The 12,045-nt window shown below is 70.8% G+C and carries 13 protein-coding genes, 7 tRNA genes and 3 pseudogenes; 9 read left to right on the forward strand and 14 right to left on the reverse strand.

The genetic code is table 11. The features are described from left to right. Window positions 1-164: 164 nt before the first annotated feature. Entirely contained in the window at window positions 165-647 is a 483-nt protein-coding gene (locus KN815_RS37985) for a DUF4365 domain-containing protein (protein WP_372458587.1), read from the reverse strand. Window positions 648-905: 258 nt separating this feature from the next. Between KN815_RS37985 and KN815_RS37990 the strand changes: the two genes are divergently transcribed. Then, entirely contained in the window at window positions 906-1,631 is a 726-nt protein-coding gene (locus KN815_RS37990) for a 3'-5' exonuclease (RefSeq protein ID WP_216346382.1), read from the forward strand. A gap of 93 nt (window positions 1,632-1,724) precedes the next feature. Here the strand turns inward: KN815_RS37990 and KN815_RS37995 are convergent, their stop codons facing one another. From KN815_RS37995 to KN815_RS38025, 7 genes and pseudogenes are all read right to left on the reverse strand, one after another. Then, window positions 1,725-2,096 carry a VOC family protein gene (locus KN815_RS37995; protein ID WP_216346383.1) on the reverse strand — a complete coding sequence of 124 codons (372 nt, stop codon included), beginning with the start codon at window positions 2,094-2,096 and terminating at the stop codon, window positions 1,725-1,727. A 159-nt stretch (window positions 2,097-2,255) separates the two neighbouring features. Next, window positions 2,256-2,330: transfer RNA gene (locus KN815_RS38000), tRNA-Val, on the reverse strand. Between the two features lie 67 nt (window positions 2,331-2,397). Next, window positions 2,398-2,886, reverse strand: a complete 489-nt coding sequence (locus KN815_RS38005) for an SRPBCC family protein (protein ID WP_216346384.1) — start codon at window positions 2,884-2,886, stop codon at window positions 2,398-2,400. 4 nt (window positions 2,887-2,890) lie between these two features. After that, a pseudogene (locus KN815_RS38010) lies at window positions 2,891-4,040 on the reverse strand (exo-rhamnogalacturonan lyase family protein); the annotation flags it as partial. Further along, a pseudogene (locus tag KN815_RS38015) lies at window positions 4,038-4,590 on the reverse strand (ABC transporter substrate-binding protein); the annotation flags it as partial. The pseudogenes KN815_RS38010 and KN815_RS38015, both read right to left, overlap by 3 nt. Before the next feature lie 279 nt (window positions 4,591-4,869). After that, window positions 4,870-4,941 (reverse strand) — tRNA-Val (locus KN815_RS38020). A gap of 66 nt (window positions 4,942-5,007) precedes the next feature. Continuing rightward, window positions 5,008-5,463 (reverse strand): TIGR02611 family protein, encoded by a 456-nt coding sequence (locus KN815_RS38025; protein WP_216346385.1) that lies wholly within the window; start codon window positions 5,461-5,463, stop codon window positions 5,008-5,010. A gap of 190 nt (window positions 5,464-5,653) precedes the next feature. Here KN815_RS38025 and KN815_RS38030 point away from each other — a divergent pair, with 190 nt between their 5' ends. Then, complete coding sequence (locus tag KN815_RS38030; RefSeq protein WP_003959770.1) at window positions 5,654-6,067, forward strand: SsgA family sporulation/cell division regulator; 414 nt, start codon at window positions 5,654-5,656, stop codon at window positions 6,065-6,067. 333 nt (window positions 6,068-6,400) lie between these two features. Beyond that, complete coding sequence (locus KN815_RS38035; RefSeq protein WP_216346386.1) at window positions 6,401-6,970, forward strand: CGNR zinc finger domain-containing protein; 570 nt, start codon at window positions 6,401-6,403, stop codon at window positions 6,968-6,970. A 74-nt stretch (window positions 6,971-7,044) separates the two neighbouring features. Here the strand turns inward: KN815_RS38035 and KN815_RS38040 are convergent, their stop codons facing one another. Further along, complete coding sequence (locus KN815_RS38040) at window positions 7,045-7,218, reverse strand: hypothetical protein (RefSeq protein ID WP_216346387.1); 174 nt, start codon at window positions 7,216-7,218, stop codon at window positions 7,045-7,047. Window positions 7,219-7,286: 68 nt separating this feature from the next. Next, window positions 7,287-7,745: a hypothetical protein gene (locus KN815_RS38045; protein WP_216346388.1), complete on the reverse strand. Its 459-nt coding sequence runs from the start codon at window positions 7,743-7,745 to the stop codon at window positions 7,287-7,289. 132 nt (window positions 7,746-7,877) lie between these two features. On the opposite strand from KN815_RS38045, the gene KN815_RS38050 reads away from it, so the two are divergent. Then, complete coding sequence (locus KN815_RS38050; protein WP_216346389.1) at window positions 7,878-8,393, forward strand: DsbA family protein; 516 nt, start codon at window positions 7,878-7,880, stop codon at window positions 8,391-8,393. A 54-nt stretch (window positions 8,394-8,447) separates the two neighbouring features. Here KN815_RS38050 and KN815_RS38055 read toward each other — a convergent pair whose 3' ends face one another. The 3 genes from KN815_RS38055 to KN815_RS38065 all read right to left on the reverse strand — a co-directional run bounded on the left by KN815_RS38055 (window position 8,448) and on the right by KN815_RS38065 (window position 11,242). Then, entirely contained in the window at window positions 8,448-9,293 is an 846-nt protein-coding gene (locus KN815_RS38055; protein ID WP_216346390.1) for a GNAT family N-acetyltransferase, read from the reverse strand. A gap of 69 nt (window positions 9,294-9,362) precedes the next feature. Continuing rightward, window positions 9,363-10,190, reverse strand: coding sequence for an aminotransferase class IV (locus tag KN815_RS38060; RefSeq protein WP_216346391.1), 828 nt, complete (start codon window positions 10,188-10,190; stop codon window positions 9,363-9,365). Next, window positions 10,187-11,242 (reverse strand): chorismate-binding protein, encoded by a 1,056-nt coding sequence (locus KN815_RS38065; protein ID WP_216346392.1) that lies wholly within the window; start codon window positions 11,240-11,242, stop codon window positions 10,187-10,189. The genes KN815_RS38060 and KN815_RS38065 overlap by 4 nt, the downstream gene beginning before the upstream one ends. A 160-nt stretch (window positions 11,243-11,402) precedes the next feature. Here KN815_RS38065 and KN815_RS38070 point away from each other — a divergent pair. The 5 genes from KN815_RS38070 (at window position 11,403) to KN815_RS38090 (ending at window position 11,846) form a co-directional block, all read left to right on the forward strand. Then, window positions 11,403-11,475 (forward strand) — tRNA-Gly (locus KN815_RS38070). 28 nt (window positions 11,476-11,503) lie between these two features. After that, window positions 11,504-11,574: transfer RNA gene (locus KN815_RS38075), tRNA-Cys, on the forward strand. Window position 11,575: 1 nt separating this feature from the next. After that, window positions 11,576-11,647, forward strand: a tRNA-Val gene (locus KN815_RS38080). Window positions 11,648-11,691: 44 nt separating this feature from the next. Further along, window positions 11,692-11,763: transfer RNA gene (locus KN815_RS38085), tRNA-Val, on the forward strand. 11 nt (window positions 11,764-11,774) lie between these two features. Further along, window positions 11,775-11,846: transfer RNA gene (locus tag KN815_RS38090), tRNA-Val, on the forward strand. 64 nt (window positions 11,847-11,910) lie between these two features. Here KN815_RS38090 and KN815_RS51050 read toward each other — a convergent pair. Beyond that, a pseudogene (locus tag KN815_RS51050) lies at window positions 11,911-12,045 on the reverse strand (zf-TFIIB domain-containing protein); the annotation flags it as partial.

A 12,045-nucleotide genomic window follows, 5' to 3' on the forward strand; every position in this document is an offset into this window, starting at 1 on the left:
CGCGGTCCGGCCCGGCGGCGTCCAGCGGGCGTAGCGCCCCGGGGTGCCGCCGCGACGGCGCCAGCCGTGCCGGGCGAGCAGGGCGCCGAGGACGGCCGGATCGGTCTCGTCGGGGTGCGGGACGGACGGGGGTGCCGGGTCGTCCTGGGGCCACGGTCGGTCCATCACGGTCTCCCTCCCGCCCCGACCCGGGTCATGATCTCGCAGAGCGCGCGGTCGTCGAAGACCCGCGAGGTCGGGATCCGCACGGTGGTCCGGCGGCGGCCCGTGATCGGGTGGCCGGCCAGATTGATCCAGTAGCAGCAGTGGCGCAGGGACAGTCGGTCATGCCCGGCTCGCAGCCAGTCCTCCTGGCTGCGCGGCACGATCATCACCACGAGGATCTTGTGCACGGAGACCGGGCTGCGGGCCAGCTTGATCAGATGGTCGTTGTCGAGGGTGAAGGCGAAGGTCGGGCCCGGAGGGTCCGGTGCGATCTGGTACGTGGCCTTGAGCTGCACCTTGATGGTGACCTCGTCGTCCACGGCGTGGCCGGGCGCGCTGTGGCTGACATGCCAGTCGATGCCGTGGTCGGGAAAGGGCTGGGCCAGTGAGCAGCCCGCGGCGGCGGCGACCGCGTGCAGATACCCCACCTGAAGGGTCTCCATGCATGCGGTGGTCGCGATCTGGCCACGCACGGGGGGTGATCCGCTCAGGGCAAGGCCGCTCACCGTCGGGGCCGGGTCGGGTTTCGCGAGCGTCATGTCCGTGACGCCTTCCGGTCGTCGCCGGCATACGTACACCTGTGTTGTCTCCGCGTCAGGACCTCGGCAAACAGCGGCGGTTCGAGGTGCTCGCTCCGGGTATCACCTGGTCGGGGCGGGATACAGGAGTCATCGACGGGAAAAGCACGAGGAGTTGGGGCCATGCCGTCCTGGTTCGAGGGGCCGCTTGCCGCCTTTGACACGGAGACCACGGGTGTCGATGTCGAGCATGACCGGATCGTGTCGGCGGCGCTGGTGGTGCAGCGCGGGAGCGGAAGTCTGCCGGAGATCCGGCGTTGGCTGGTGAGTCCGGGGGTGCCGGTGCCGCCGGCCGCCACCGAGATACACGGCCTGACCGATGCTCATCTGCAAAGTCATGGCAGATGGCCGGCGCCGGTGATGGATGAGATGGCGCGGGCGATAGCCGAGCAGACCGCGCGGGGCACCCCGCTGGTGGTGATGAACGCGCCGTTCGATCTGACCCTGCTGGACCGGGAGTTGAAGCGGCATCGCAACTCCAGCCTGGCGGGCTATCTTTCACTGCGCTCGATGAGCGTGCTGGATCCGCGCGTGCTGGACAAGCATCTGGACCGCTATCGCAAGGGCCGCCGCACCCTGCTCGATCTGTGTGCGCATTACGGGGTGGAGCTGACCGGCGCGCATGACGCGGCGGCTGACGCGGCGGCCTCCCTGCATGTGGTGCGGGCGGTGGGCCGCCGGTTCGCCTCCCGGCTGGAGACGCTCACACCCGCCGAGCTGCACGCCCGCCAGACGGTCTGGTACGCGGCGCAGGCCAGGGGGCTGCAAGCGTGGTTCGCGCTCAACGGCTCGGACGAGGTCTGCGATCCGGCCTGGCCGCTGCGTCCCGACCTCGCGGCCGCGGCCTGACGCTCGGGTGCGGAATGCCGCTCGGGTGCGGAATGCCGCTCGGGTGCGGCGGAGCGAGAGGGGAACTCAGACGCGGCGGAGCGAGCAGAGGGCTCAGGCGCGGCGGAGCGAGAAGGGATGGCCCGCCGGGTCGGAGTAGATCCGGGTGTCGCGCAGGCCACCGTTGTTCTTGGTGTCCAGCGGGCGGGCACCCAGGTCGATGACCTGGCGCTCCGCGGCGTCGATGTCCTCCACCAGCAGGTCCAGATGGGCCTGCTGGGAGTCGTCCGGCCGCGGCCAGCTCGGCGGGGCGAAGCCGTGGTCCCGCAGGAACGCCATCCGCGACCCGCCGGGTGCGACGATCTCGATCCGGTCGGCGGTGGTCATCGGCTGGATCTCGGCGCCGAGCACCCGGGCGTAGAACTCGGCGAGCTCTTCGGGTTCGGCACAGTCCAGGGACAGGACGGCTGCGCTGGCTACGGCCATGAGTTCCCCTCCATATCGTCACCCACGGAAGTTTTATCCGGATACCCAGCTCTTGGCCGTACAAGCACACGGACCGGCCTTGCCGACGGACGGACGTGCGGACAGACATGCACACATACATGAGGCCGGGCCGCCTGCTGGCGGCCCGGCCTCATGGGGTGGTGGGCGATACTGGGTTCGAACCAGTGACCTCTTCGGTGTGAACGAAGCGCTCTCCCACTGAGCTAATCGCCCGGGTTGTCCCCGTCGGGGTCTCCCCCGGTGGAACGACCTGAACAATACAGGTCGCGGCGGGTTTGGTTCAAACCGTATGCCCGCCGGAGGGCGGGGAGGCCGGACCGGCGGGCCGCACGGCGAGATGCGCCCGCAGCCCCCGCCGCCCGGAGCGCATCATCAGGGCGTGGTTGGCCCGGAAGACCGGACGGCCGGGCAGCGCGAGGCGGCGCAGCAGCGGCTTGCGGGCCACCACCTCCTGTTCGAAGAGGGCGCGGGTGCCGGTCCCATGGGGCAGCACCGTCCAGCGCGCCCATCCCTCCAGATCGCCCGAGAAGCCGATCTCCAGGACGCCGTCCGCCGGGTCCTGGCGTGCCTCGCTGACGGTCACCCGCAGGTCGTACGGGACCAGGGAGCGGAAGCGGGCGGCGCCGCTGCGCTCGTCGATCCGCCGGACCTCACGGACCTGGGGCCACCACCGCGGATAGTCGTCGCCGTTCGCCAGCGCCGCGAAGACGGCGGCGGGGGCGGCGTCGAGGTCCCATCGGCTGTGGAAGCGGTAATGGCACCAGTCCATGCCCTCAAGTGTCGTCGGAACCGTGACCGCGTGGCCAGCCCGGCAGCTTGTCGCCGACGAGCGCGAGGTTCTGGATGGCGGCGAGGCCGTACTGGGCGGTGGCGTTGGTGCTCACCCAGGCCGCCTCGACGCCGGGCTCCAGCACCCGCGGGCCTTCGAGCTCGACCGTCTTCCAGCTCGTGGTGGCGTAGGCGTCGAGCCGTGAGGGGCCCTGGACCAGGATCAGGGAGCCGAAGTCGGTGCCGTAGCGGGCCTTCTGCTCGGCCTTGGTGGCGTTGAAGTAGCGGCAGTAGTCCAGCCATGCCTCCTTGAACCTCGGCAGGTCGATGAGTTCGATCACCTCGGCGCAGACCTCGACCAGACCGAAGACCGCGGACAGATGGGAGACGCCGACCTTGGGCTCGTCCTCGATGGCGTACTTACCGGTGTCGAGGTCGTACAGCCCGCTGCCCTGGACGAAGCCGTTGGGCTGGGCCGCGATGGTCTCCATGGTGGAGCGCAGCCGCGCCTCGGCCTCCTTCGCCTTCGGGCCGCGCCACTCCCATTCGGTGAGCCAGGCGCCCGCGAGGCCGCTCCAGTCGGCGCCGAAGCCGATGGGTCGCCGGTCCGCTCGTCCGCGGTGAGGAAGTAGTAGTAGCGGCGGTACAGGGCGGTGGAGATGCGCCGCTGTTTGGCGCTGTCGGCGAAGTGCTGGACCGCGTGCCGGGTGCCGGGCCCGGCCCATTCGCCGAGGTGGTAGCCGTCGACCTCGCCGGTGTGCCGGGTCATGGATTCGGCGAAGCGGAAGATGTCGGAGCGGCCGGAGCGCAGATACGCCGGCCACAGCCACAGACCGGGCGAGAGCTCGGAGTTGTCCCAGGCGTGGCCTCCGACGTCGTACCGCCACTGGCGCCGGCCCCCGTCGTAGGTGTGCATGATGTCCCCGAAGTCCCAGAAGCCGTACCAACGGCGCTGTTCGACCTGGCCCTTGTGCTAGTCGAAGAGGAAGTCCAGCCGGTCCTCGATCCTGGCCCTGGCGGGGGTGGAGCGGTCGACGGGGCGAAGAGGCCGCCGAAGACCTTGGCGCGGGCGATGTCGGCCGGGCCCGCGACCAGTTGGGGCGGGGTGCGTACGGCGGCGGCCTGCCGGACGAGGGTGTCGGCGTCGGGGGTGGCCGTGAAGAAGTCGTCCCAGGTCCATCCGGCCTCGACGGTCACTCCGGCCTTCCGATACGCGTCCGGGTTGCAGAAGAGGGCGAAGGTATTGGCCCCGACCGGCACTCCGAGAAGCTTGCCGTCGATATCCCCGGCCTTCTCCAGCCCGTTACGAAATCCCTTCAGGCTGAGATTTCCGGCCTTGGCCTGACCATTCAGATCCAGGAGAAGGTTCTTGTCGCCGTATTTGCGCAGGAAGGCGTAGGAGTTCTGGAAGACGTCGGGGGCGTTTCCGTCCGCGGCCTGGGTGTTGAACTTGCTCCAGAAGTCGGTGTATTCCGAGAAGTCCGTCTTGACCTTGATGTTCGGATGTTTCTTCTCGAACATCTTCACCGTCTTCTGGGTCAGCTCGGCGCGGTCCTTGGCGCCCCACCAGGAGTAGCGGATGGTGACCTTGCCGCCCCCGAGCCGCTCCCCCGCCGCAGCCGGTGGCCAGCAGCCCCAGTGCGGCCACCACGGCCGCGGCCGCGCGGACCCCTCCCGCCCTCGCCGTCCATCGCCGAGCATCCATGACACGCCCCTCCCCGGGCAGGCCGTCCGACCGCCCACGGTGGTTGAAACGTTTTAGGCAAGCGCTTGCCGGGGCAAGTTAGGGAGACCAGTGAGGCGTACGTCAACGGTTCGGACAGGATCGATCAGGATTGAGGCGAAGCGCTTCGACAACCTGTGCCGGGACGGCATCGACGGCTTCCCGTCACCGGACACCTTCGGACAGCCGCCGGACACCTTCGGACATGCGAGAACGCCGAGGGCCCGGAAGGCTGATGCCTTGCGGGCCCTCGGTCCAGGGTGGGCGATACTGGGTTCGAACCAGTGACCTCTTCGGTGTGAACGAAGCGCTCTCCCACTGAGCTAATCGCCCTGGCGCACGGCCAACATTAGCGTATGCCGGACCGTGCTCATGACCAGTCCTACGACCCCGGACCGGTCACTGCTCGATCTTCCACGGCATCACGATGCCGAACTTCCACACGTAGACCGTCACCACCGCGGCACAGATCACCACCGCGATCGTGGTCAGTATGAGATTGCGCCGGCGCACCTTCGGATCCAGCGCGCGGTGCGCCGCCTCGGTGACCTTGCGCTTGGTCCAGGCCAGCACCAACTGGGCCCAGACGAACTCGGTCGCCCAGATCGCCATTCCGGCGAAGATCACCAGCCACCCCGGACCGGGCAGGGGCAGCAGAATGACGCCCAGCACCACGACCCCGAGGCCGACGATGAAGACGCCGACCTGCCAGCTCAGATGGAGCGGACGCGACCGCTTGATGAACCGCGGCGCCCGGGAACCCCACACCGGCTCCCGCTTCGACTCATCGCCCCCCGTCGCGGCCTGGGGTGCCGTTTCGGCGGCCCCCCGCCGCCCGTCACTCTCCGCATTCATGTGACCCAACCTACCTGATCATTTGAAGTCACCGGAACGGCGGTAGTAGCCATGTCGGAGCTGGGCCGCAAGAGCTACCGGAAGCGCCGCAAAACGGTCAGAGGGGTTTACAACGGCACCGTAGGTGGCATGTCGATTTCGCCGACGTGCGAATCCCCGAGCGCACACTGAGCGAAAGGCCCTGGCGCTTATGAACACCACGGTCAGCTGCGAGCTGCACCTGCGCCTCGTTGTGTCGAGCGAATCCTCACTGCCTGTACCCGCGGGCCTGCGGTATGACACGGCCGACCCTTACGCCGTGCACGCCACCTTCCACACCGGAGCCGAAGAGACGGTCGAATGGGTGTTTGCCCGCGATCTTCTCGCCGAGGGCCTGCACCGGCCCACCGGCACCGGCGACGTCCGTGTGTGGCCGTCCCGCAGCCACGGCCAGGGAGTCGTCTGCATCGCCCTGAGCTCCCCGGAGGGGGAGGCACTGCTCGAAGCCCCGGCGCGGGCCCTGGAGTCGTTCCTGAAGCGAACCGACGCCGCGGTGCCACCCGGTACCGAACACCGCCATTTCGACCTCGACACAGAGCTCTCCCACATCCTGGCGGAGAGCTGAGACCCGGCGAGAGCTGAGCGCTCGGCCGTCCGACTCGGGGAGACGGCGCAAGCCTGGGCGCGATCCACACGACATGCGCAACCTTTCAGTACCGACCATCCCGACCATGGCAACCCGACAACGGCAGAGGCAAGCGACGGTGCCGTCGCCGCGGCATCCCCCGCGGCGGCGGCACCGTCGCGTGCCCGCACGGCACCGTCGCATGCCCGCACGGCTCCGTCCCGTGCCCGCCCGGGCCGTGCGGTGACCGCCCGGCGCCCGGCAGGACTAGAGTCGGGCAGATCGAGGGCCGCCCAGGGGCAGCCGCCGACCCAGCCGGCCAGGGAGCCAATCGTGCTGATCAACCACGACACCCGGTGCGCGCTCGACGCGGTCGTCGATCTGGTGAACACCGCGCCCGAGGGTGCGGACCGGGACGACCTCGCCGATGTCGCCGCGCTGCGCCGGTTCGTCGAGCGCAATGACATCAGCGACATCGGCACGCTCGGGGAGCGGGACCTGGCCGCCGTCCGGGCCGTACGGGACCGGTTCGCCGAGGTCTTCTCGGCGGCCGGTAACGAGGCCGCCACCCGCCGCTCCGCCGAGCTGCTCAACGCGATGATCGCCGCGGCCGGCACCACGCCCCGGCTCACCGACCACGACGGCTTCGACTGGCATGTGCACTACTTCGCGCCCGGGGCCTCGCTCGCCGACCACCTGGCCGCCGACTGCGGCATGGCGCTGGCGTTCATCGTGGTGGCGGGCGAGCGGGAGCGGCTGCGCCGCTGTGAGGCCCCGGACTGCCGCCACGCCTTCGTGGACCTGTCCCGCAACCGCTCGCGGCGCTACTGCGACAGCCGTACGTGCGGGAACCGGCTGCATGTCGCCGCGTACCGGGCCCGGCGCCGCGAGGCGGCGAGCTGACCGCCCGCGCCCGGCGGTCGGCGGCCGGGCGGAAGGGAGCCGCCGGGCGGCGGGGGAATGGGCGGGGTGCCGCCTCACCACCGGTGGAGGTCGTGAAGGGCGGTCACGAAGAGCAGGGTGCCGATGAACGCCAGGAACAGCATCAGCGGCGGCTGAGAGAGGGCGAAGAGACAGCCACGGGTCTCGTCGCTCGGCGGAACAGGGGGTCCTTCGATGGGGGATTGCTCCCCGGGCGGTGATTGCAGCATCTCGCGGAGATCATGACCCAGCCCTCACCCCGCCTGCGACCGGTGATCGTTTTTTGATCGGTCGCTTGTCAGATCCCGTGCTTTTTGAGTATGGCCTCGATGTCGGAGAAGTCATCTGTGCCAGAGCTCGTTCCGCCCTTGGCTTTCGGCCGCTCCGCCGACTTCGTCCCGGCGGCTCCTCGGCCGGACCCCAGCGCGGGCTCCGAGGCCCTCGCGGACACCCCGGCGCGCTCGGCCGCGGCCGCCGCCCTGCGCTCCTTACGGGTGCCGCCGGAGCGGCGCTCGACCGCCCGCGTGATCATGAACAGCGCCCAGGAGAGGCCCAGCAGGCCGAAGCCCAGCCAGATGCTCGGCTTGAAGACCAGGTCGGTCAGCCAGTCCAGGATGCCGGTCATGGCCAGGCCCAGTGGGATCAGGGCGTAGGCGGCGATCCGGGTCGCGGCCAGGAACCGCTTGCGGTAGGCGGTCAGCCCGGCGATGCCCAGACCGGCCGCGGACAGCGCGGCACAAATGGTGTCGGTCAGCATCGTTCCTCCCGCGACTTGCACTCCGTTATGTCCATCCTGCACCCCGTAAGGCGGCGGGGGCCATGGCCCAGGTCCGGGATCAGGGACATCTCCGGGTACGGAGCGGGGACCAGGGGCTGGAAGACTGGCCCCATGAGCCACACCGACCCCTCCCCTCGCCCCGTGCTCGACGTCTGGTGCGAGCTGGAGTGCCCCGACTGCCGTACCGCCCTGGGCGATCTGCGCGCACTGCGCGACCGCTTCCAGGACGCCCTGGACATCCGGCTGCGCCACTTCCCGCTGGAGCGCCACCGGCACGCCCACGCGGCGGCCCAGGCGGCCGAGGAGGCCATCGCCCAGGGGCGCGGCTGGCCGTATGTCGAGGCCGTCCTGGAGCGCACCGAAGAGCTGGGCACCCGCGGTGAGCCGCTGCTGGTGGAGGTGGCCCGGGAACTGGGGCTGGACGCCGAGGAGATGGACACCGCGCTGGTCGACGGGCGGCACATCCTGATCGTGGACGCGGACCAGGCCGAGGGCAAGGCGATCGGGGTCACCGGCACCCCCACGTATGTGATCGGCGGCGAGCGGCTCGACGGCGGCAAGAGCCAGGAGGGGCTGCGGGAGCGCGTCGAGGAGATCGCCGCCCGCCTCATCGCCGAGCGGCCGTAAGGCCCTCGGCAGAGCCCCGTAAGGCCGTTGGAGCGGACCGTAAGAGGCCGGCCCTCAGAGCAGCGACTTGTAGAGCTGGTACTCGGTCGGCTCGTAGCCCAGCGACTCGTACAGCCGCAGCGCCGGGGTGTTGCCGCCGAAGACATACAGGCCCAGGCTGCGCGCCCGGTGCGCCAGGCTCGCGCGCTCCGCGCCCAGCATCAGGGTGCGGCCGTGTCCGCGGCCCCGGTGCTCCTCGGCGATCTCGACGGCGTAGACATACGCCTCCCCGCTCTCGGCGGCGTCGGGCTCCCCCTCGCGCAGCCCGACCCAGAGGGTGCCCACGTCCGTACCGCCGTGGGCGAGGACGCGCAGCAGGGCCGCGGGGGTGTCCGGGCCCTGCGGCAGCAGCGTCGCGTAGTCGTTGTCCGCCTTGGTCTCGGCCTGCTGCCGGGTGACTCCGCGCTCCAGCAGGTCGGCGATGTATCCGGCCCGCTGGTGGACGCGCCACGCCGGGTATTCGGCCTCCGTCATGGGGCGTATCGCGCTGCCCCCGGGCAGCTCGGGCGGCTCCGTGAGCCGCTTGACCATGTTGCGGCCGCGCTCGCGGTAGCCGAGCGCGGCCGCGAGCCCGAGGGCGGGCGCGGCCGGCGCGGGGACGCTCACCACGAGCTGGGTGCAGCCCCAGCCGCGCAGCACCTCCTCGGCGGCGAGCGCGGCGACCGTGCCGCGGCCCCGGTGCCGCTCGCCCTCGTCGATATGGAGCCGCTCGATGCGCCCGGCCGCCGGGCCCAGGCGGGCGTCGGTGGTGAGCTGGACGGAGCCGACGGGGCGGCTGTTGACGCATACCTCGTACGAGCGGGCACGCCCGCCGCCTTCGGTGTGCTGTTCGGGCGCGATGGGCCGCAGAGTGGTGGTCACGAAGGTGTTCTACCGGTCCGCCGGGCCGGAGTCACCCGGTTTCCGCGCGGATCCGCCGCTACCGGCCGGTCAGGGGTCGATGTCCGCGGCGGCCCGCTCGGTGAAGATCCGCAGGGCCTCGGCGGTGACCGGGCCGGGGGCGCCGGGCAGGTTGCGGGTGTCCACCCGGTGCACGCCCTGGACGTCGCGGGTCGTGGAGGTCAGGAAGACCTCTTCGGCCCGGCTCAGCGCCTCCATCGGCAGATCGGTCTCCTTGGCGCCCACCCACTCCAGCACCAGGGCGCGGGTGATCCCGGCGAGGCAGCCGGAGGCGAGCGGCGGGGTGTGCAGCTCGCCGTCGAGGACCACGAAGACATTGGTGCCGGTGCCCTCGCAGAGCGCGCCGACCGTGTTGCCGAAGAGGGCCTCGGTGGCGTCCTGCTCGCGGGCGCGGGCCAGCGCGACCACGTTCTCGCCGTACGAGGTGGTCTTCAGGCCGGTGAGCGCCCCGCGCTCGTTGCGTGCCCAGGGGACGGTGATCACGGCCGTGGCGTCGGGCCGGCGGGACGCCTCGGCCAGCGCGACCACCAGTGTGGGTCCGGCCGTGCCGCGGTCGGAGCCGAGCGGCGAGAGCCCGCCGGTGTAGGTGATCCTGAGCCGTCCGAACGACACGGGGTGGGCCCCCAGCACCTCCTCGCAGCCCCGCCGCACCTCGTCCAGGTCCGGCTCGGGAAGCCCCAGGCCCGCGGCGGAGCGGGCCAGCCGCCGCAGATGGCGGGTGAGGGCGAACGGCCGTCCCTCGGTGGCCTTGACGGTCTCGAAGACTCCGTCGCCGACCGTGAGCCCATGGTCGAAGACGGACACCCTGGCGCTGTCCGCGTCATAGAGGGATCCATCGAGCCAGATGGCCGGTTTCATCGCGTCGCCCTTCCCGTCGGCTGCTGTACGCCCGACGCTACCGCGAGCAGCCGGGCGGCCTTGAGTTCCGTTTCGTCCCATTCGCGCTCCGGGTCGGAGCCCCATGTGATGCCCGCCCCGGTGCCGAACCGCAGCACGGCCCCGGCCGGGCCGCGGTCGATCCAGAAGGTCCGTATCCCGACCGCCAGCTCACCGGTGCCGCGGTCGGCGTCGACCCAGCCGATGCCGCCGCAGTACGGGCCGCGGGGCGCGGTCTCCAGCTCCTCGATGACGCGCAGCGCGCTGGACTTGGGCGCGCCGGTGACCGATCCGGGCGGGAAGGTGGCCGCGAGCAGTTCCGGCCAGCCGGTGCCGGGGGCGAGTTCGCCGCGCACCGTGGAGACGAGGTGGACCAGGCCCGGATGCGGTTCGACCGCGCACAGGGCCGGGACGGTCACCGAGCCGGTGGCGCAGACCCGGCCCAGGTCGTTGCGGACCAGGTCCACGATCATCACGTTCTCGGCGTGGTCCTTCTCCAGCAGGTCTTCGGGGCCGCGGCCGGTGCCCTTGATGGGGCCGGACTCCACGGTGCGCCCGGAGCGCCGCAGAAACAGCTCGGGCGAGGCCGTGGCGACCTCCACCCCGTGGGACGGCAGCCTTACGGTGCCCGCGTACGGGGCGGGGTTGCCCAGGGCCAGCAGCGCGGTCAGCGCGTCCACATCGGCCCCGGCCGGATCGGGCAGCGGCGCGGTCAGCACCCGGCAGAGATTGGCCTGGTAGACCTCGCCGGCCGCGATGCGCCGCCGGATGTCGCGCACCCCGGCGGTGTAGGCGGCCCGGTCCAGCGAGGAGGTCCACTCCTCGGCCGCGGGGCCGCGCCAGCCACCGGGCGCGGGGGGCGGCACGGGCTCGGTCCTTACGTCCCCGAAGCGTGCACAGACCAGACGGCCCTCGAAGTCCGCGACAACGGCCCAGAAACCCTGGGTGTCCAGGGCCGATGGATCACTGGTCACATCGCGTAGATCGGTGGCGAGCAGGCCGCCGAAGCGGGCGAGCGGGGGCAGATCGTGCACGGTTGCGAGTCTATGGTGCCCAGGTCAGGGCGGCCTCGGGAGGGCGCCTGGCGCCCGAGCAGGGCAGCACGCTGCGGAAACGGAATTTGAGCTGGCCGTGGAATCCGCTAGAGTTCAACACGTCGCCGGGACGCGGAAGCGCCCCGGACAAACGACACCTGCGGACGTGGCTCAGTTGGTAGAGCATCACCTTGCCAAGGTGAGGGTCGCGAGTTCGAATCTCGTCGTCCGCTCGGAGTGGGGGTTTCGACCTTCACGGTTGGTGGAGTGGCCGAGAGGCGAGGCAACGGCCTGCAAAGCCGTCTACACGGGTTCAAATCCCGTCTCCACCTCGGACGATTAGCTCAGCGGGAGAGCGCTTCCCTGACACGGAAGAGGTCACTGGTTCAATCCCAGTATCGTCCACTCGGATCCTCACGGGTCCACTTGGGATCCTCGCGGATCCACCTGCGCGATTAGCTCAGCGGGAGAGCGCTTCCCTGACACGGAAGAGGTCACTGGTTCAATCCCAGTATCGCGCACGCAGTCCTGCGGACGATTAGCTCAGCGGGAGAGCGCTTCCCTGACACGGAAGAGGTCACTGGTTCAATCCCAGTATCGTCCACACAGATCGGCGGAGGGCCGGAGCGAAGAGCTCCGGCCCTCTGACGTTTCTCGGCTCTCAGTCCTCAGGACGAGAAGAGCATGTGCCCGAAGCCCCGCTTGTGGTGGCCGTGGTGGCCGTGGTGGCCGCCGTGCTGCGGCGCGCCCCACGCGGGCGCGGGCGCGGCCGGGTACCCCTGCGGGCCGGGCGCGGCGGGCGG

This window comes from Streptomyces niphimycinicus (assembly GCF_018883605.1).
GTDB lineage: Bacteria > Actinomycetota > Actinomycetes > Streptomycetales > Streptomycetaceae > Streptomyces > Streptomyces niphimycinicus.